The sequence below is a fragment of the Bizionia saleffrena genome (assembly GCF_008086175.1).
GTDB lineage: Bacteria > Bacteroidota > Bacteroidia > Flavobacteriales > Flavobacteriaceae > Bizionia > Bizionia saleffrena.
This window is the reverse complement of the sequence record NZ_VSKM01000005.1, coordinates 184,723-203,888: the sequence shown is the minus strand read 5'-3', so window position 1 is coordinate 203,888 and position 19,166 is coordinate 184,723. Positions and strand designations below refer to the sequence as shown.

At 33.9% G+C, this 19,166-nt stretch carries 16 protein-coding genes; 4 read left to right on the top strand and 12 right to left on the bottom strand.

Annotated elements, in window-relative coordinates; translation table 11 throughout:
* Window position 1: 1 nt before the first annotated feature.
* Window positions 2-619 (bottom strand): TetR/AcrR family transcriptional regulator, encoded by a 618-nt coding sequence (locus tag ES676_RS06435; RefSeq protein WP_148369505.1) that lies wholly within the window; start codon window positions 617-619, stop codon window positions 2-4.
* Between the two features lie 121 nt (window positions 620-740).
* On the opposite strand from ES676_RS06435, the gene ES676_RS06430 reads away from it, so the two are divergent.
* Window positions 741-1,715 (top strand): polyprenyl synthetase family protein, encoded by a 975-nt coding sequence (locus tag ES676_RS06430; RefSeq protein ID WP_148369503.1) that lies wholly within the window; start codon window positions 741-743, stop codon window positions 1,713-1,715.
* A gap of 3 nt (window positions 1,716-1,718) precedes the next feature.
* On the top strand, window positions 1,719-2,069 hold the full coding sequence (locus tag ES676_RS06425; protein WP_148369501.1) for a hypothetical protein: 351 nt from the start codon (window positions 1,719-1,721) through the stop codon (window positions 2,067-2,069).
* A 189-nt stretch (window positions 2,070-2,258) separates the two neighbouring features.
* On the opposite strand, the gene ES676_RS06420 is transcribed toward ES676_RS06425, so the two are convergent.
* From ES676_RS06420 to ES676_RS06385, 8 genes are all read right to left on the bottom strand, one after another.
* Window positions 2,259-3,041 (bottom strand): ABC transporter permease, encoded by a 783-nt coding sequence (locus ES676_RS06420; RefSeq protein ID WP_148369499.1) that lies wholly within the window; start codon window positions 3,039-3,041, stop codon window positions 2,259-2,261.
* Window positions 3,034-3,741: an ABC transporter ATP-binding protein gene (locus ES676_RS06415; protein ID WP_148369497.1), complete on the bottom strand. Its 708-nt coding sequence runs from the start codon at window positions 3,739-3,741 to the stop codon at window positions 3,034-3,036. The genes ES676_RS06420 and ES676_RS06415 overlap by 8 nt, the downstream gene beginning before the upstream one ends.
* Window positions 3,735-4,970 carry a nitrous oxide reductase family maturation protein NosD gene (locus tag ES676_RS06410; RefSeq protein WP_148369495.1) on the bottom strand — a complete coding sequence of 412 codons (1,236 nt, stop codon included), beginning with the start codon at window positions 4,968-4,970 and terminating at the stop codon, window positions 3,735-3,737. Before ES676_RS06410 ends, ES676_RS06415 begins: the two co-directional genes overlap by 7 nt.
* Before the next feature lie 4 nt (window positions 4,971-4,974).
* Window positions 4,975-5,412, bottom strand: a complete 438-nt coding sequence (locus ES676_RS06405) for a nitrous oxide reductase accessory protein NosL (protein ID WP_148369493.1) — start codon at window positions 5,410-5,412, stop codon at window positions 4,975-4,977.
* Between the two features lie 30 nt (window positions 5,413-5,442).
* Window positions 5,443-6,060 carry a hypothetical protein gene (locus ES676_RS06400; protein ID WP_148369491.1) on the bottom strand — a complete coding sequence of 206 codons (618 nt, stop codon included), beginning with the start codon at window positions 6,058-6,060 and terminating at the stop codon, window positions 5,443-5,445.
* A gap of 144 nt (window positions 6,061-6,204) precedes the next feature.
* Complete coding sequence (gene nosZ, locus ES676_RS06395; RefSeq protein ID WP_148369489.1) at window positions 6,205-8,172, bottom strand: Sec-dependent nitrous-oxide reductase; 1,968 nt, start codon at window positions 8,170-8,172, stop codon at window positions 6,205-6,207.
* Window positions 8,173-8,487: 315 nt separating this feature from the next.
* Window positions 8,488-8,991, bottom strand: a complete 504-nt coding sequence (locus ES676_RS06390) for a c-type cytochrome (protein ID WP_148369488.1) — start codon at window positions 8,989-8,991, stop codon at window positions 8,488-8,490.
* A gap of 265 nt (window positions 8,992-9,256) precedes the next feature.
* Entirely contained in the window at window positions 9,257-9,466 is a 210-nt protein-coding gene (locus tag ES676_RS06385) for a hypothetical protein (protein ID WP_148369486.1), read from the bottom strand.
* Between the two features lie 327 nt (window positions 9,467-9,793).
* On the opposite strand from ES676_RS06385, the gene ES676_RS06380 reads away from it, so the two are divergent.
* Together ES676_RS06380 and odhB are read left to right on the top strand one after the other, a co-directional pair.
* Window positions 9,794-12,553 (top strand): 2-oxoglutarate dehydrogenase E1 component, encoded by a 2,760-nt coding sequence (locus ES676_RS06380; protein ID WP_148369484.1) that lies wholly within the window; start codon window positions 9,794-9,796, stop codon window positions 12,551-12,553.
* A gap of 54 nt (window positions 12,554-12,607) precedes the next feature.
* Complete coding sequence (gene odhB, locus ES676_RS06375) at window positions 12,608-13,864, top strand: 2-oxoglutarate dehydrogenase complex dihydrolipoyllysine-residue succinyltransferase (protein WP_148369482.1); 1,257 nt, start codon at window positions 12,608-12,610, stop codon at window positions 13,862-13,864.
* A gap of 53 nt (window positions 13,865-13,917) precedes the next feature.
* On the opposite strand, the gene ES676_RS06370 is transcribed toward odhB, so the two are convergent.
* From ES676_RS06370 to ES676_RS06360, 3 genes are all read right to left on the bottom strand, one after another.
* On the bottom strand, window positions 13,918-14,871 hold the full coding sequence (locus tag ES676_RS06370; protein ID WP_148369480.1) for a hypothetical protein: 954 nt from the start codon (window positions 14,869-14,871) through the stop codon (window positions 13,918-13,920).
* A 435-nt stretch (window positions 14,872-15,306) separates the two neighbouring features.
* Window positions 15,307-17,775, bottom strand: coding sequence for a ribonucleoside-diphosphate reductase subunit alpha (locus tag ES676_RS06365; RefSeq protein WP_148369478.1), 2,469 nt, complete (start codon window positions 17,773-17,775; stop codon window positions 15,307-15,309).
* Window positions 17,776-17,960: 185 nt separating this feature from the next.
* Window positions 17,961-18,947 carry a ribonucleotide-diphosphate reductase subunit beta gene (locus ES676_RS06360; protein WP_148369476.1) on the bottom strand — a complete coding sequence of 329 codons (987 nt, stop codon included), beginning with the start codon at window positions 18,945-18,947 and terminating at the stop codon, window positions 17,961-17,963.
* Between the last annotated feature and the right edge of the window lie 219 nt (window positions 18,948-19,166).

Genomic DNA, 19,166 nt, shown 5'->3' with positions numbered 1-19,166 from the left:
TTTAGTTTAAAATTGGGTTTTTAGTTATTTTGGTCTGCTTCTCCAGGGTTTCTACACCTAATGGCGTACAAATACCACGTAAATGATATTCTATAAAATGTTCCATAAGCATATTCATCGAGAATTTTTTCAAAGGAAAAATATCTTTGTCTTTTATAGCAAAGATAGTATTGAAATAAATTTTAGAAATAAAATCGATGTCGATAGTCTCCCGATATAAGTTTAAGGCCATTCCCCTTTTTAAATTACTTTTTACACAATCTCCCATAACACAAGATTGCTCTGTTTTAATGGCTTTAAATATTTTAGGATAATATTTTTGAAGCTGATATTGAGGTGATGATTTTTCGTCCTTTAAATGTTCTAAAACAAAACACTTAATTTGATAAATTTCTTCAATAGGATTTTTCTCTTCTTTAATAATAGCTTCAATTCCTATAGTTATATTCTCGAAAATAGACCACGTCACGGCTTCTACCAGTTTTGTTTTATTGTCAAAATGCTGATATATCGTCTTTTTCGAAATCCCTAACTCGTTAGCAATTTTATCCATAGTTACACTTTTAAACCCTAATGAAAGAAATAACTCGGTAGATTTTATAATAATATTTGTTCTCATAATTGAATGCAAAATTACAACAGGAAACTTTTAAAACCTAAAAAGTTTCCTAAGTCTTAATCATTTTTTAACATTATAGAAAAAGTAGGTGTAATATAAGTTTTTACATTATTTTTGCCGTATGCAAACAACACAACACTATCAAGCTGCGTTTTTAGAGCATTTAAAAACGTTTACTTTTGAAAAAGAACCTAAAAACTTATACCAACCTATACATTATATATTAGAGCTTGGCGGTAAACGTTTACGTCCGGTTTTAACTTTAATGACGGCCGAAATTTTTAATTGCGACTCTAAAAAAGCACTAGATGCCGCATTAAGCATTGAGGTGTTTCATAATTTCTCTTTAGTCCATGACGATATTATGGACGCTGCTCCTTTGCGTCGTGGTAAGCAAACCGTGCATGAAAAATGGGATTTAAATACGGGAGTTTTATCGGGAGACGCGATGCTAATTATGGCCTATCAACTCTTCGAAAATTATGATGCTCATATTTTTAGAGCGCTTGCCAAATTGTTTAGCAAAACAGCTTTACAAGTCTGCGAAGGGCAACAATACGATGTCGATTTTGAATCGCGCGATGATGTAACCATTCCAGAGTATTTAAAAATGATTGAATACAAAACCGCTGTGTTAGTGGGTGCGGCAATGAAAATGGGCGCTATTGTTGCTAATGCTTCGGAAGAAGACCAAGATAAGATTTACGATTTTGGTCGCTTATTAGGAATAGCATTTCAGTTACAAGACGATTATTTGGATGCTTTCGGAAACCCTGAAACCTTTGGGAAACAAGTTGGTGGCGATATTATTGAAAATAAGAAAACGTTTTTATACTTAAAAGCATTAGAGTTTTCTAATGCCTCCGATCAGCATCAATTAAAGCAATTATTCTCGGTACATTTAGACGATAGTTCGGATAAAATTGAACTGATAAAAGAATTTTTTGTCTCTACAGGCTCGGCAGAGGTGACACAAAAAGAAATTGAAAATTATACTATAAAAGCCTTTAAAGTTCTTGATTCTTTAACCATTTCTGAGGATAAGAAGGAAAACTTAAAAGCCTTCGGAACCGATTTAATGAATAGAAAAGTCTAAACTATGAGACTTCCCACAACATTTAATGGCTTAATTGAAGAGGCGCAATCGTTAGCGTTGTACAACAAACTAATCCTTCAAATTAACAAGGACTTTTTGTTAGCCAATATCGATTTGAGTTTTGAAGAGACCGTTACGCCTTCAGAATTAAAACTGCTTGTTCACGAAACGGTCTATACATTAATTCAGGAGCGTTTTTCAGACTACCTTAATTTGCTGTATATAATAGATGTTTCAGAATCAAAAATTAAAGCATTGAACGGTGATGACACCGTACAACTTTCTGAGGAGGTGGCTTTTTTAATTTTGAAAAGGGAATGGCAAAAAGTATGGTTTAAAAATGAATATTCTTAATCTTTTAGCGCTATTACACCTTAGAATAATAGTTAATTAACGTTCTTAATTTATACCCTGAAGGGAATGCTTTCTCTACTATAATTATTACACCTGCTTTAAAGTTGCACCTTCCAGCCAACATCGGTAGCCACCGGCATGTCATTAATTGTAATACGCTTTAGCTACGATGCAACCTTAACTATTTGCTTAAAAATCTTTCTTCTTCGCTTTAAATAGAATTCTTAAGACGGGTAATATTATCCAAATAGTTAACATTATAAAAGACACGATAAGTCCAAAGTTTGTACCAAAAAATTGCTTAAAGACGGCTCCAGTATACCCTAGAAGTGCCGAAATATCTAATTTTAAAAGAATAAGTGTTCTAGATAAATCTATTGGGTTTAACATTGTCCCAATTAGTGACAGTTTATCTAAAGGATAATCATCGAACATAACTAACGTCATTAAAAATAAGCCATCATAAATTATGGCTAGAAACAGCCAAAGTAAAATGGCATAACCAAAACCCTTAATCTTGTTTTCGTTAGATAACGCAATGTTAAATGCTAAAGCAGTAAATATTAAGGTTAAAAATGTGCCTGTAATTAGTAATAATGAAAAATCCCATATAGCACTACTTTCAAACAAACCATAAAACACAAACGGAAGTCCTAAACCTAGAATTAAACTCATAGAAAGTGATAAAGCAACACCAAGATACTGTCCTAAAAATATGGACGAACGTTTTAAGGGTTGCGCTAAAAGCAATTCTGTAAATTCTTTTGAATTATAGTAATACATAACGCCAAAAATAGTACCTATTAAAGGCACCAATACAATAATAACATTCATTAAAGTGATAACCGCTTTAGATAAATCGTTGTTTAAAAACAAGAGCACAACGCCTAGTAATAAATAGAATGCAAAATAAACATAACTCCATCGGCTACGCATAAGGTCGTAAAAACTGTATTTTAATATTTTAAGCATGATTGTCTATAAGTATTGATGCTATTGCATGTTCAAAATCTGGTTGATTGGTCTTGTTTTTTAATTCGGAAATTGTGCCTTTAAAGTATATTTTTCCCTCTAATAAAAACACGATTTCGTCTGACACTTCTTCTACAAAACTCATAATGTGCGAGGTTATTAAAATGGTTTTTCCTTTAGCTTTTTCTTTCTGAATTAAATCTTTTAATCGTATTAGCGAGATAGGGTCTAAACCCGATGTTGGTTCATCTAGGATAATTAAAGGACTATCAAACATAAACGTTAATACAAGATTTACTTTTTGCTTGGTTCCACCAGAAAGATTGCCTAGTTTTTTGTCTAAAAAAGGCTCAAGTCTAAATAGCTCTATTAATTGGTCTTCTGCATTTGTAAACGCACGTAAATCTTTAATCATTTTAATTAATTCCTTCACTTTTAAATTGCTTGGAAAGTTTGCAATTTGAGGTAAGTAGTCAATTTTATGCCTGTAATCTGACTTCTTTTTGATGTTTTCGCCAAGTACAGTAATAGTTCCTTTATCTGGTATTACCATTCCTAAAACCGATTTTATTAAGGTTGTTTTCCCGGAACCATTGGGGCCGAGAACGGCAAAAACACCACCTTCGCTAATGGTTAGATCTAAACCACTTAACACTTGGTTTTTACCAAACCTTTTATGTAAGTCTTCAATAATTACCATAGTATTTTTTTTATTTGTGGATGGTCATCTAATAAATTATCAGGGGTGAAAATTGGCGACACTTTTTCGGAAAAATCAATAATATCTATAAACATACTTCGCAATAAAATAATGGTTTCGGGTGTGCGGTTTACAATGTAAGAAAACAGTTTTACGGGTCTATAAGGCACATCGCCAACACCGTCTTTATCGAGGTCGTAACCGGTGTAATTACTCCAATAATTTCTATTAAATTCATTGTCATTAACTTTGCTATTGTAAGCTATATCGAAGGAATTGTACAAGAAATTATTTTCTGTAAATATGTTTTTGTAGCACGCTCCTTTTACTTTAATTGCCCACCCATTATTTTTAAACGTATTGTGTTTGTAATTAATACGGTTTGTACCCTCTACATTAATACCTATAGTATTATCGGCAAACGTGTTACCTACAATTTCGGCATCATTTATTTCTTTAAGCAATAAGCCATATGATGCTGTCCCCCAATTTTCTTTAAAAATGTTATTATACATTTTAATACGCTTTGAAAACATTACCGCTACTCCAGCACCATTATTTTCAAAAGTATTATCCTCGTAGATATCGTCGTTAGAGAACATAAAGTGTAAGCCATAGCGCACATTTAAAGCGCTTACATTATTTTTAATCGTGCAACCATCAGAGAATTCTAAATAAATCCCATCGCGAACGTGTTGTATAAAATTATGTTCAATTTGAATATTTTTACTATACCATAATTGAATACCATTTCCAGAGTTATACTCCTCAACAGCATCGCCTATTATTTTATTATGAAACACTTTCCCGTCTCTTGATTTTTCTATATAAATGCCGAAGAATAACTTTTCTAAAACTAAATTTTGAATTACAAAGTTTTTACTTTCTCTAACGCGAACGGCCGCATAATCTTCTGTATAACTTGTGCCAACATTTTTAATAAATAAGCCATCAAGCGTTACATTATCTGAAATAACCGTTATTATTTCGCCTTTAAATTCACCGTCAATTACCGGGTAGTCTTCCCCAATAATGGTTAACGGTTTATTGATAATAACGTCGTATTCTTTATAAGTGCCTTTCTTTACGATTATAGTATCAAAATCTTTCGCTTGCCTAATCGCCTCTTTTAAAGTTGAAATTTCACAATCACTACAAACCTCAAGAGCCTGAGAAATAGCGGCATTGGATATAAAAACGACGACCAAAAAACTAATTATATTTTTCATATTACTAGTCTTTAAATTTCCCTAGTATTTCTTTCCAGGTATATAGTTCACCACCTTTTTCTATTTTTACATTTTCTGCATCAGCCTTGTTTTTAAAAGCCGATAAAAAAGCCCCCATCGGACTTGGTACATTCTTACTTATTAAAAAAGTAGCTTGTGTAGCATCGATTAAAATTCCTGGCTCTGTGTAGTTGTTAGATAAGTATAGTTCTATTTCTGAAGTATCGAATTCATCCATAAAATTAACCATACATTCGGTGGCATCAAATTTATAAACTTTGCCTTTTTTGGTTACAATTTCGGCGGCGTGAACTTTATCGACAATGGTCATCTTACAAAAATAGCAACCATCGCTACCGTAATCTATGGGTTTCGGTGATACATTACAACCAAAAAATAATAGTAGCAATCCCAGAGTTAAAGCGTATTTTAGTATTTGCATAATTTTAGTTTTTTATGTGCTAAAGTATTACTACGTTGTTTTTTTAAGACTAGCCCTTCTGCCTAACCAAAAAGCAACCAGCGTCAAAGACATACCTAAAAACAGGAGATAACCGCCTAAATCTGGTAGAGAAGTAACATCAAAATTTAACAGTTTTTGATATCCAAATAATGGTGGTTTATACGACATTGGTGTACCATCTGGATTCGTAACTTTTATAATTGCATTTGGGTCTAAATTGGTACCATAGTCTATTAACCAATTATTAAAATCGTACATACCCATAATTCCTAATATAGACATTAATACAAACCACCCCATAAAGTATTTGTAATTTACTTTATTGAAATAACCTAATACCCCAATTATTACACCCAAAAGCACCATACCGATAATAACTTTAGGAAAAACTGTAAACTCCCACATTTCTTCTGCTTTAGGAATTGTTTTCATACCAATATAATGGTTTAAACCATCTATGTTTTGCAAATCGAATTCTTCAGCTCCTTCAATACCTTGAATATAAATACTCATCCCTAAGGGATCTGGATATTGTGGTGCTCCAAGTTCGATATCCCATAACGGAAATTTAAAAAGTCCTAATAATAGTAAAGAGCCTATTATCATTATAACGCTAGCCTTTTTCATGGTTTAATTATTGAATATTATTGTACAAATAAAGTTTTTGATTTAACAGATTGTAGTATTTTAAAAAGAAAGGCGAGAGCAAAAATTCTACTCTCGCCTTTTTAATAGGGAAATAAACACTAAAACAAAATCTCCCTAATATTTTTACTCAATATCTTCTCCTAACGACCATTTTATTGGCGTATCGCTATCTTCTGCAGAGACTCTAACATAACCTTGCATCTCTTGGTGTAAAGCAGAACAGAAATCGGTACAATAAAATGGCCACACACCAACTTCTTTTGGTTCCCAAACAGACGTTTTGGTTTGTCCTGGCATAACTAATAAGCCCGAGTTGTTTTGCCCTATCATTGCAAAACCATGTGGTACATCAAAATCTTGCTCTAAGTTTGTAATATGGAAGAATACTTTATCACCTACTTTAATACCTTCAATGTTATCTGGTGAAAAGTGACTTCTTATCGTTGTCATTTGAATATGAACTTCATTACCATTACGAATCACTTTAGTATCTGCATCAGATTTTGCAGCATACGGATGTTTATTATCTGCTAATTTGTAAATTTTTTGAGATTGATCCTTAATTATACTTGCAGGAATAGCTGCTGCATAATGTGGTTCTCCATGTGTAGGGAAATCTAAAAGTAATTCCATTTTATCACCAGAAATATCATATAACTGGGCAGAATGTTCTAATTCTGGACCAACAGGTAAATAACGATCTTTTGTTATTTTATTCATTACAAACATGTATTTTCCAAAAGGTTTTCCAGAGTTTCCTCCAGGAATAGCTAGATGACCAGGGGAATAGTAAGTAGGCTTTCTATCTATAACTTCCCACGTACCTAATTTCCATTTTACAACTTCCGAAGAAATAAAGAATGTAGTATAAGCATTTCCTTTACCATCAAACTCTGTGTGTAATGGTCCTAATCCTGGTTGCTCTACAACTCCTGCTAAAACATCTTCAAAATTTAAAATAGGAATTCCATACGCTTCACCAGCAAATTTTTCGTTTTTAATAGCATCTAACATTTTTGTAAATGAATGTACAGTTAAGTTGGCTGAAAGTTTCCCATTACCTACAATATATTCTCCAGTAGGATCTACATCGCAACCATGCGGTGATTTTGGAGTTGGGATAAAGTATACAGCGCCAGGAACTTCTGATGGATTAACCACACGCACTTCTTTTTTCATAGTAGACGTTGCCGTGTGTGTTACTTCGTCATATACATTATGTGCATAATTAGCAGGCATCATTGTCCCCCCACCATTATTTACGTATTCTTCAATTTTTTTCCAGTTTATAGCTGCAATAAAATCCTTATCGTTTTGAGATGCGTTGACCTCTAATAAAGTATTTGCTTCTTCTGTATTATAGGTAGTAAAAAAGAACCATCCATGGGATTTTCCACGTCCAGGGTGCGATAAATCGTAGTTGAAACCGGGCATTAGCACTTGGAATTTGATATCCATATTTCCTGTTTCTGGTGCCACGCTTATAAAAGATAAGGCACCTTGAAAATTACCTTTGTACTCTTTAATTGGCATATCACGTTGTGGAATTGGCACAGAAAAACGTGTACCCGCAACAACATACTCTGTGTTTTCTGTAACGTAAGATGAACTGTGGTTTCCTGCACTATTTGGAACTTCAATAATTTCTGTAGTTTCAAATGTTTTCAGGTCAATTTTTGCGATTCTGGGTGTATTATTTTCATTAATAAAAACAAAACGACCATCTACTTCTCCGTTTGTTTGCGAAATATCTGGATGGTGCGCATCGCCCCAAGGAATAAATCCATGAGAGGTATTTAACATAGGTTTCGTTTCTTCAGAATACCCATATCCAGAAGTTGGAAACTGAGAAAACACGGGGATTTCTTTAAACATTCTTCCAGAAGGCAATCCATAAACCGTTAAGTTACCACTATATCCTCCAGAAAGAAAGGCGTAGTGCGAATCGTGTTCGCCAGGGGCTACATATACTTTTTCTGCATTATTGCTAGATAATGCTCCACTCTTACTAGAGTTATCTGAGTTATTGCAGCTTGTAAATGCAAAAAGAACTGCTACAACTGCGAATGTTGATGTTATTAGTTTTTTCATTGGTGTTTTAATTTAAATTAGTATTTAAATTATTCTTTTGGTGATAATAAAAAAATTTCCCCACTGTGAATAATTCCGTTTTCTGCTGTATTATTTTCCATTATTTTCAATCCCAAATTTGTGATTTCTCATTCCTAACTTTTACTTCTATAATTCCATAAAAGCCCAATATGCTTTTGCTGCTAATTTGTTGTCTGACAACACAACGGTAGCACCTTTTAAAGTGTCTTAAAGTTATTTATATGAAAAAATAAAGACTATAAAATCATGAAATGGCTTAAAAATTCCTTCTTATCGAAATTGCAAGTGTGTTACTTATTCTAGAGTTCTAAAATATTCTAAAACTGCTCTAGCATCTTTTTCAGTTAAACCTTGGTTAGCCATTGGAGAACCATTAAATTCCATTAATAACTCTTTTGCTAAAGGATCTCTTTGAGTCATTTCTTGTGGGTTCAAAATCATATTCATTACCCATTCTGGAGTTCTACGCTCTAAAATACCAGTTGGTGCTGGACCAATAAATTTTTTATCTATTCTATGACAAGCAGTACACATTTTTTTATAAACATCTGCCCCATGTGTCACCATCTTTTGATCTACAGGATTACTTAAATCTACAGATGTAATTGGGCCGATACCTTTATTGGCTAAATCTATTCTTTTTGATGCAGGAACATTTTCTTCTTTAGGTGTCGTCGTCTGTTCTGTTGGTTCTTTCTTAGGATAGGAGATTTTTTCTTTCTTCTTTTCTTCCTTGCCTCCACAACTCACAAGTAGTGTTACAAGCAATACGGTGATTAATTTTAGTGTTGTTTTCATTATTTATAAGTTTTATTAAACAAAAATAAAACTATGCAAAGACATATAACATGATAAATATCATATTAAAGGACAAATTTATCTTAAGTAACAAAAAAAGAGTTGTGAAGGTAAAAAATTACTCGTTATTTAGAGATGTCTTATTTTAGTTAGAAATAAACCCTAATAAATGGCATCCATGCGTTCGCATAAATACTTTTATCACCGTTATACAATACATTGCAGCGTATGCCAACAGTAACATTTTGCGTTCTATACCCAACGCCTAAAACAAGGCTGGATACCAGTATTGGTCATCTTTAAATAGTAGGTTATCAAAGTTTCTCGTGACTAAAAACGCTTCAAATTCTGCCGATAATTGTAGCTCTTGAATGGGAGAAAACAAACCAATAAGGCTACTTCCAAAAACAGTCGCTTTATAAAAATTTTTCCGTTTCGTATATGTAACACTTAAACCAACGCCTACCCCAAACATTGGGTTAAATTCATAAATAGCACTTGGTGAAACAGTGGCACTAAAAAAACCACTCCCAGTACTTAAACCTAAGCCCCCTCAAAACCGCACGCGATCCCAGATATCAACAGTAGCGTCTTTATGTGCAAATTGCGCGTTGGCCACCCCAAAAAAAGAGAGAAACGAAACAAAAAAAATCGGTTTCTCAATGGAAAAGAAGTGTTTTTTATCATCGAAAAGGAATTAAAATAAAAAGATGTTATAAATATACTAAAAGGAGGTCTAATTTTGGTAATTATTGTATTTTTGATAAAATTTTGTTGAAGCGAACCCGTCTTAAATTTTATAATGGATAAATATTCCTTTTTAAACGCAGCACATACAGCATACTTTGCTGATTTATATGATCAATATTTAGAAAACCCCGATTCAGTTGAGCCTAGTTGGAGAGCCTTTTTTCAAGGTTACGATTTTGGTAGTGAAAACTACGGAATGGAAGGTAAGGCAGTTGAAAGTGTATCTACTAAAATCCCAGAACATGTCTTAAAAGAGTTCCAGGTCTTAAACTTAATACATGGCTACAGAACACGTGGTCATTTATTTACTAAAACAAACCCGGTAAGAGAGCGTAGAAAATATGCGCCAACCTTAGGAATAGAACACTTTGGTTTATCCCATTCAGATTTAGAAACTAGTTTCAATGCTGGAGAAATGTTAGGTTATGGTGGCCCACAAACGCTACTAAAAATAATCGAACATTTAGAGCAAGTATACTGTCATTCTATTGGTGTGGAGTATATGTACATTCGTAAACCTGAAGAACTTAAATGGATTCAAGACAAACTTAATGTTGGTAACAATCAACCTAAGTTTTCTAACGATGAAAAAAAACATATTCTTAAAAAATTAAATGAAGCCGTTTCTTTTGAAACCTTTTTACACACAAAATATGTGGGACAAAAGCGTTTCTCTTTAGAAGGTGGTGAAACTTTAATTCCTGCCTTAGATGCTGTTATAGATAAAGCAGCCGAGTATGGTGTTAAAGAATTTGTAATGGGAATGTCTCACCGTGGACGATTAAGTACTCTTACAAACATTTTTGGAAAATCTGCTAAAGACATTTTTAATGAGTTTGATGGCAAAGATTACGAAGAGAAAGTATTCGATGGGGACGTTAAATACCACTTAGGTTGGACAAGTCATCGCGAATCAAAATCTGGAAAAGAAATAAACTTAACCGTTGCTCCTAACCCGTCTCATTTAGAAACAGTAGGAGCCGTTGTAGAAGGTATTGTAAGAGCAAAACAAGACCGATCTTATAAAGATGATTTTAGTAAAGTGCTCCCCATAATAGTGCATGGAGATGCCGCTATTGCAGGTCAAGGATTAGTTTACGAACTTGTTCAGATGGCGCAATTAGATGGTTATAAAACCAATGGAACTATTCATATCGTTATAAATAATCAAATTGGTTTTACCACAAATTATTTAGATGCACGATCTAGTACCTATTGTACAGATGTTGGTAAAGTAACATTATCACCAGTATTACACGTAAATGCCGACGATGCCGAAGCGGTTGTGCACGCTACATTATTTGCACTAGATTTTAGAATGAAATTTAAACGCGATGTATTTATTGATTTATTAGGCTATAGAAAATATGGCCATAATGAAGGAGATGAACCCCGCTTTACACAACCTAAGTTATATAAAGCAATTGCTAAACACGATAACCCGAGAGACATTTACACCGCTAAATTAAAAGCGAGTGGTCTTATCGACGATAATTATGTTAAGAACTTAGAAAAAATATACAAAGATGCTCTAGAAGAGAAATTAGTAGATTCTAGAAAAGAAGACAAAACTGTCATTACACCTTTTATGCACGAAACATGGAAAGATTTCGAGCGCGTAGATGAGCATAAAATGATGGAAACTGTAGACACCACAACGAGTATTGAAAAACTAACGGAAATTACAAAAGTGATTTCTAATTTGCCTAAAGACAAAAAATTTATTCGTAAAATTGAACGTCTAATACAATCTAGACAAAAAATGTTCGACGAGAATAGATTAGATTGGTCAATGGCCGAACATTTGGCATACGGAACCCTTTTAGACGAAGGTTACGATGTTAGAATTTCTGGTCAAGATGTGGAAAGAGGAACATTCTCTCACCGTCATGCTGTAGTAAAGGTTGAAGATAGCGAAGAAGAAATTTTATTACTTAACCAACTTAACGATAAACAAGGTAATTTCTATATTTATAATTCGTTACTTTCTGAGTACGGTGTTGTAGGTTTCGATTACGGTTACGCAATGGCAAGCCCGAATACATTAACCATTTGGGAAGCACAATTTGGAGATTTTAGTAATGGTGCGCAAATTATGTTGGACCAATACATCTCTGCTGCAGAAGACAAGTGGAAAACGCAAAACGGGTTAGTAATGTTACTCCCGCACGGATACGAAGGGCAAGGTGCAGAGCATTCTTCGGGAAGAATGGAGCGTTATTTACAATTATGTGCTAAAGACAATATGTATGTAGCCGATTGTACAACGCCCGAAAATATGTTTCATTTGTTAAGAAGACAAATGAAATCTAATTTTAGAAAACCACTTATTATATTTACGCCGAAAAGTTTATTACGTCATCCAAAATGTGTTTCTACAGTAGAAAGTTTCGCAAACGGTTCGTTTAAAACACTAATAGATGACGAGAATAGCGATGTAAATAAAATAAAAACATTAGTTTTACTAACAGGAAAGTTCTATTACGATCTTGATGAAGAGCGCGAAAATCTTAAAAGAGATGACGTTGCCTTGGTTAGAATCGAACAATTATTCCCGTTACCAATTAAAGCTATTAAAGCCATTTTATCAAAATATAAAAATGCAGACGATATTGTCTGGGCACAAGAAGAGCCTAAAAATATGGGAGCCTACAGCCATATGTTAATGCATTTGGACGACGCGAGAAACTTCAGATTGGCCTCAAGAAGACCATACGGAGCGCCAGCAGCTGGTAGCGCAGTACGATCGAAAGCGAGACATAAAGAGGTTATAGATTTTGTTTTTGATAAAACAAAAAACAATCAGAGATAAGTCTTTGAACGTATCGAAAAAAGTAAAATAAACAAAACATAAAATTACATTACGATGATTTTAGAAATGAAAGTACCTTCTCCTGGAGAATCTATTACAGAAGTTGAAATAGCAGAATGGTTAGTACAAGATGGTGATTATGTTGAAAAAGATCAAGCCATTGCCGAAGTAGATAGCGATAAGGCAACCTTAGAACTTCCTGCAGAAGCTAGTGGTATTATTACTTTAAAAGCTGAAGAAGGAGACGCGGTAGAAGTTGGTCAAGTGATCTGTTTAATAGACACAAGTGCTAGCGCACCAAAAGGCTCATCATCTGAAGCGCCATCAACATCTGAAGGTGCTGACGAAGACGGCGACGCCAACGCTAAAAAAGACCTTGCTAAAGCAAAAAAAGAAACCACTCCTAAAGCAGAAAACCCAGCAAAAGAAACGTATGCTTCTGGCGTTACAAGTCCTGCAGCTAGAAAAGTTTTAGCAGAAAAAGGAATGGATGCGAAGGCAGTTACTGGAACAGGTAAAGACGGACGTATTACTAAAGATGATGCTGTAAAAGCGGTACCTTCTATGGGAACCCCTTCTGGAGGAAATAGAAGTTCTCATAATAGTAAAATGTCTATGTTACGTCGTAAAGTAGCAGAGCGTTTAGTAGAAGCGAAAAATACAACGGCAATGTTAACGACGTTTAACGAAGTTGATATGACTCCCGTTTTTGAGCTAAGAAAAGAATATAAAGAAACCTTTAAAGCGAAGCACGGTGTTGGATTAGGATTTATGTCTTTCTTCACATTGGCAGTGGTAAGAGCTTTAAAAATGTACCCAGAGGTCAACTCTATGATCGACGGAAAAGAAATGTTAACTTACGATTTCGTAGATGTTAGTATTGCTGTTTCGGGTCCAAAAGGATTGATGGTACCCGTAATTAGAAATGCAGAAAACTTGTCGTTTAGAGGTGTTGAAGCTGAAGTAAAACGTTTAGCACTTAGAGCTAGAGATGGAAAAATCACTGTCGATGAAATGACAGGTGGTACGTTTACAATCTCTAATGGTGGTGTGTTTGGAAGTATGTTATCAACTCCAATTATAAACCCTCCTCAAAGTGGTATCTTAGGAATGCACAACATTGTTGAGCGCCCAGTTGCTATAGACGGACACGTTGAAATTAGACCTATTATGTATGTCGCGTTATCTTACGATCACAGAATTATTGATGGTAAAGTAAGTGTTGGTTTCTTAGTCGCTATTAAAGAGGCTTTAGAAAACCCAACTGAATTATTAATGGACAATGATATTAAAAGAGCATTAGAGCTATAGTATCTCTATTATATAAACTTAAAAAGCATCCTTTTCAGGATGCTTTTTTTTGTTTAGGCTGCTTCTATAAAATCGAGATCTTTATAGCTTCTCAAATCGTTTATTAAACCGAGACTTATCTTGACCATAGAGTCATTAGTAGGCTCTCCAGAAATATATTCCATACCCGATGACACATTAACATTAGGCCTAACTTTACTTCTGTCCTTCACATAAAAAGTTTTTGAACAACCATCGCAAGTTATTTCAAATGAAATTTCATCAACCTCGTATTCACCCATAAAATTAATTTTTTCGTTATTAATTAATTTTGAAAAAAAAAGACTATTAAGTTCCTGCTTGAATAAGTTATTCTCAGTTTTACTATTAAATTTCAACTCCCTAATCTCATGATCTTTCGAACTTAAATTAATACTATCCCATAAAGACATTTGAATATCCTGAGAAAGAATGTAATTAATTAATCTAACTTTTTTGAGTTTTCCGTTTTCAATCATTTTAGACAAATAATTAAAGTTTAACCCTGGACTGAGTATAATACGATAATCTTTATACCCAGATTCATTTAAAAATTTTTGAGATTGTGTTTCAAACACTACTTTAATACCATGTTTAGATTTATTTTGAAAAACCACATAGCCGTACTTAGAATTTTTAGGTATATAAAAAAAAGAGAACATTTTTCTGCTTTGGAATTCTTTTTTTGAAACTGGATAAACCAATTCATTGGTTACTCCATTTCTAATATCTAAAGATTGCCCAGTATAGGCTGAATCAAAATACGTGGATATACTCCTTGTATCTTTTGAATATTGTACTTCAGAACTTATTGAAAAAGTTCTTTTATTTCCATTATTATCAAAATAATGAATTATGTTATTTGTCAAAAAATTATAGAAATTATCGCAAATTTCTAAAAAATCAACCTCGCCATTAAAACGATTTAAGACTTGCTCCTCGCCGGCTTTATTTAAAATAGCCACTTTATAAAAACTTAATGTTTCCATGTTTAATATTATTTTACTCTTGATATGTTTTTTACAAGAGTTGTTACATAGACAAATAATCTCTCTCAATCACGCACTTTTCTAGTGGATTGAAAACAGTATTATATGTTTAGAAATATTTAACTTGGTAAGAAGAATCTAATTTCGTTCCTTTGAGGAATGAAATAGGAAATGAGGTTTTCTCATCTTCTTAAATAAAATTGGATCCTACACCTAATTTTAAATTTTGACCAAGAGGCATATTTCAATTATGCCTTTTTTTTATGTTTTTTTCTTTCCCTCTTTTTTTTATTATAAACTTTTTAAACCCACTCGATAAAATACCCATTTATCTGACTAACAGTGTTTTAAAACAGTTTTAACATTTAAAACAAAGCCCTAAAAAAAGCACCTTACGTAATGCAAGGTACTTTTCTTCAATATTAAAATTAAAATTTACGAACCACACATTAAGCAATCGTCTTCATCGGCTTCTTTTGCTTGTGCTATTAGTGCTTTCATTTCTTCAGCCGACATCGGTTCTGTGTTTACTACTGCCGCTTTTTCTTTAGCAAGTTTAGTAGCAGTCTCCGCGGCTTGTTTTTGTTCTTCTGCAGCACTAGCCTTCACGGTTTGGGCTATAGGTGCTTCTTTTTTAGCTTTTGTTACAGTAAATTTCTTAGCGTCTACTGCACTTTTAGTACGTAGGTAATACATTCCTGTCTTTAAGCCGCTCTTCCACGCATAGAAGTGCATAGACGTTAATTTCGTCATTGTAGCCCCCTCTAAGAATAAGTTAAGTGATTGCGATTGGTCGATAAAGTAACCACGTTGTCTGGACATATCGATAATGTCTTTCATACTCAACTCCCAAACCGTTTTGTATAATTCCTTAATATCATCAGGAATAATATCTACCTCTTGAATAGATCCATTTGCTCTCATGATTTCATTCTTTAACTCATCATTCCACAGTCCTAATTCTACTAAATCTTCTAGCAAATGTTTATTCACTACTATAAATTCACCAGATAATACACGACGCGTATAAATGTTAGATGTATATGGTTCGAAACATTCATTATTACCTAAAATTTGAGAAGTCGATGCTGTAGGCATTGGTGCTACTAATAACGAGTTACGCACGCCGTGCTCAAGTACTTGCTCACGTAATTTCGCCCAATCCCAACGACCGCTTAATTCTTCATCCTTAATTCCCCAGAGGTTGTATTGGAATTCCCCTTGACTAATTGGGCTCCCTTCGTACGATTGGTAAGGGCCATCTTGCTTTGCTTCTTCCACACTTGCGGTTAATGCCGCGTAGTAAAGTGTTTCAAAAATATCTTTATTTAGCTTTTTTGCTTTATCACTTGTAAATGGTAAACGCAATTTTATAAACGCATCCGCTAATCCTTGAACACCTAAACCTACTGGTCTATGACGTAAATTTGAATTTTCAGCTTCTTTTACAGGATAGTAATTCCTATCAATGACACGATTTAAGTTTTTAGTTACACGTTTTGTAATTCGGAACAATTCTTTATGATCAAATGCTCCGTCTTTAATAAACATTGGTAAAGCAATAGACGCTAAGTTACAAACAGCAACCTCATCTGGAGAAGTGTACTCCATAATCTCGGTGCATAAATTTGAAGAACGAATAGTTCCTAAATTCTTCTGATTAGATTTACGGTTCGCTGCATCTTTATACAACATATACGGCGTACCTGTTTCTATTTGAGATTCTAATATTTTCTCCCAAAGTTCTCTTGCTTTTATCGCTTTACGTCCCTTACCTTCACTTTCATATTTCGTGTACAAGGCTTCAAACTCTTCACTGTGTAAATCGCATAATCCAGGGCACTCGTTAGGGCACATTAAAGTCCATTCGGCATTTTGTTCTACACGTTTCATAAACAAATCTGGCATCCACATCGCGTAGAACAGATCTCTAGCCCGTAATTCTTCGGCACCGTGATTTTTCTTTAAGTCTAAAAAACTCATAATATCGGCGTGCCAAGGCTCGATATACATAGCGAAACTTCCTTTACGTTTTCCACCACCTTGATCTACGTAACGTGCCGTATCGTTAAAGACTTTCAACATAGGCACAATACCGTTACTTGTACCATTTGTTCCAGCAATATAACTTCCTGTTGCACGCACATTATGAATGGACAAACCAATGCCTCCCGCCGATTGCGAAATTTTAGCTGTTTGCTTTAACGTATCGTAAATACCATCTATACTATCGTCTTTTACTGTTAATAAGAAACAAGACGACATTTGAGGCTTTGGTGTACCAGAGTTAAATAATGTTGGCGTAGCGTGTGTAAAGTACTTTTTAGACATTAACTCGTAAGTCTCGAGGGCGGAATCTAAATCGTTTAAATGAATTCCTAACGAAACACGCATTAACATGTGTTGCGGTCTTTCGACAATTTTACCATTTAATTTTAAAAGGTACGAACGCTCTAACGTTTTAAAGCCGAAATAATCGTAACTAAAATCACGGTTATAAATTATTGCAGAATCTAATTTTTCTTTATTTTCCTGAATTACATTATACACCTCATCTGATAATAAAGGGGAATGTTTTCCAGTTCTATCATTAACATAAGTATACAAATCATGCATTACTTCGCTAAAGGTTTTCTTGGTGTTTTTATGCAAATTAGACACCGAAATACGTGCCGCTAAACGGGCATAATCGGGGTGAGTCGTCGTCATTGTTGCCGCTTGCTCTGCCGCTAAATTGTCTAACTCGATGGTTGTAACGCCATCGTAAAGCCCTTCAATAACTCGCATAGCTACTTTTACGGGATCTACCAATTCATTTAAACCATAGCATAACTTTCTCACTCTAGCTGTGATTTTATCAAACATTATCGGTTCTTTCTTGCCATCTCTTTTTAATACAAACATACTTTACGATTTAGTTTTATTTCCCGGCGCTTTTTTCAGAAAAAGGGCTTCTTAGTCCTCCTATTTAAATAATAACCTGGCTAACAAAGCGTTACTATTTAATAGTTTTTATTCAATGTGTAGCACATATGGTCTTTTATAGCCAATAAGCCTACTATATATTTTGTTGTACTGGAGTGTCGAAATTAAAAATCGAAATCCATATTGTATTTATCTTCATCCTCGCCTTTATTAATATCCATAACTCCAGCTTTTTGATAATCTCCCACTCTTTTTTCGAAGAAGTTTGTCTTTCCTTGAAGAGAAATCATATCCATAAAATCGAACGGATTTGCAGTATTAAACTCTTTCTCACAACCTAAGTCGTCCAATAAACCATCGGTTACAAACTCTAAATACTGTGTCATTAATTTTGAATTCATCCCAATTAAACTAGCTGGTAACGATTCTGTAATAAACTCACGTTCTATATTAAGTGCATCGACAAGAATTTCTCTAATACGCGCTTTAGGCACTTTATTTACTAAGTGATTTTCGTGTAAGTGCACGGCAAAATCGCAATGCATTCCTTCGTCTCTAGAAATTAACTCGTTAGAGAAGGTTAAACCTGGCATTAACCCACGTTTTTTCAACCAGAAAATAGAACAAAAAGATCCTGAAAAGAAGATTCCTTCTACGGCAGCAAATGCAATTAATCGTTCTGAGAAACTTGGTGATTCAATCCATTTTAAGGCCCATTCTGCTTTCTTTTTTATCGCTGGAAATGTTTCAATAGCGTTAAAAAGATTAGCTTTCTCAGCATCATCTTTTACATATGTATCTATTAATAATGAATACGTTTCACTGTGAATATTCTCCATCATAATTTGAAAACCGTAGAAGAATTTTGCTTCACTATATTGCACTTCGTTAACAAAGTTTTCTGCTAAATTTTCATTTACAATACCATCACTAGCCGCAAAAAAAGCAAGAATATGTTTTATAAAATAACGCTCGTCGTCGTTTAATTTGTTCGTCCAATCTGAGAGATCTTGATGCAAATCAATCTCCTCTGCCGTCCAGATACTCGCTTGCGACTTTTTGTACCATTCCCACAGATCGTGATGTTCTATTGGAAAAATTACAAATCTATCTTTATTTTCTTGTAATATTGGTTCGAGTTCTTGAGACATTTTATTGGAGATTTTAAAAACTATTAGACGTAAATTTAATTATTCTTGGGACTAGCAAAGATTGAAAATTACAACTGATTTTAAAAGGTAATTAACGTTAAAACATAAGAAGTTTTAAACATTGATTGTTGAAATGTAGGTCTACAAGCGGGATTTATTGAGGTACATGCGTTTTTAAAATATTATGCAAAAAAAACTATAAATTGTAATTTTTTTAAG

Bases quoted from the DNA above. Each gene is read 5' to 3' on its own strand.
- ES676_RS06405 (WP_148369493.1), bottom strand. From the start codon at position 5,412: ATGCAAATACTAAAATACGCTTTAACTCTGGGATTGCTACTATTATTT.
- odhB (WP_148369482.1), top strand. From the start codon at position 12,608: ATGATTTTAGAAATGAAAGTACCTTCTCCTGGAGAATCTATTACAGAA.
- ES676_RS06425 (WP_148369501.1), top strand. From the start codon at position 1,719: ATGAGACTTCCCACAACATTTAATGGCTTAATTGAAGAGGCGCAATCG.
- ES676_RS06420 (WP_148369499.1), bottom strand. From the start codon at position 3,041: ATGCTTAAAATATTAAAATACAGTTTTTACGACCTTATGCGTAGCCGA.
- ES676_RS06365 (WP_148369478.1), bottom strand. From the start codon at position 17,775: ATGTTTGTATTAAAAAGAGATGGCAAGAAAGAACCGATAATGTTTGAT.
- ES676_RS06390 (WP_148369488.1), bottom strand. From the start codon at position 8,991: ATGAAAACAACACTAAAATTAATCACCGTATTGCTTGTAACACTACTT.
- nosZ (WP_148369489.1), bottom strand. From the start codon at position 8,172: ATGAAAAAACTAATAACATCAACATTCGCAGTTGTAGCAGTTCTTTTT.
- ES676_RS06410 (WP_148369495.1), bottom strand. From the start codon at position 4,970: ATGAAAAATATAATTAGTTTTTTGGTCGTCGTTTTTATATCCAATGCC.
- ES676_RS06400 (WP_148369491.1), bottom strand. From the start codon at position 6,060: ATGAAAAAGGCTAGCGTTATAATGATAATAGGCTCTTTACTATTATTA.
- ES676_RS06415 (WP_148369497.1), bottom strand. From the start codon at position 3,741: ATGGTAATTATTGAAGACTTACATAAAAGGTTTGGTAAAAACCAAGTG.
- ES676_RS06430 (WP_148369503.1), top strand. From the start codon at position 741: ATGCAAACAACACAACACTATCAAGCTGCGTTTTTAGAGCATTTAAAA.
- ES676_RS06435 (WP_148369505.1), bottom strand. From the start codon at position 619: ATGAGAACAAATATTATTATAAAATCTACCGAGTTATTTCTTTCATTA.
- ES676_RS06385 (WP_148369486.1), bottom strand. From the start codon at position 9,466: ATGTTTGGGGTAGGCGTTGGTTTAAGTGTTACATATACGAAACGGAAA.
- ES676_RS06370 (WP_148369480.1), bottom strand. From the start codon at position 14,871: ATGGAAACATTAAGTTTTTATAAAGTGGCTATTTTAAATAAAGCCGGC.
- ES676_RS06360 (WP_148369476.1), bottom strand. From the start codon at position 18,947: ATGTCTCAAGAACTCGAACCAATATTACAAGAAAATAAAGATAGATTT.
- ES676_RS06380 (WP_148369484.1), top strand. From the start codon at position 9,794: ATGGATAAATATTCCTTTTTAAACGCAGCACATACAGCATACTTTGCT.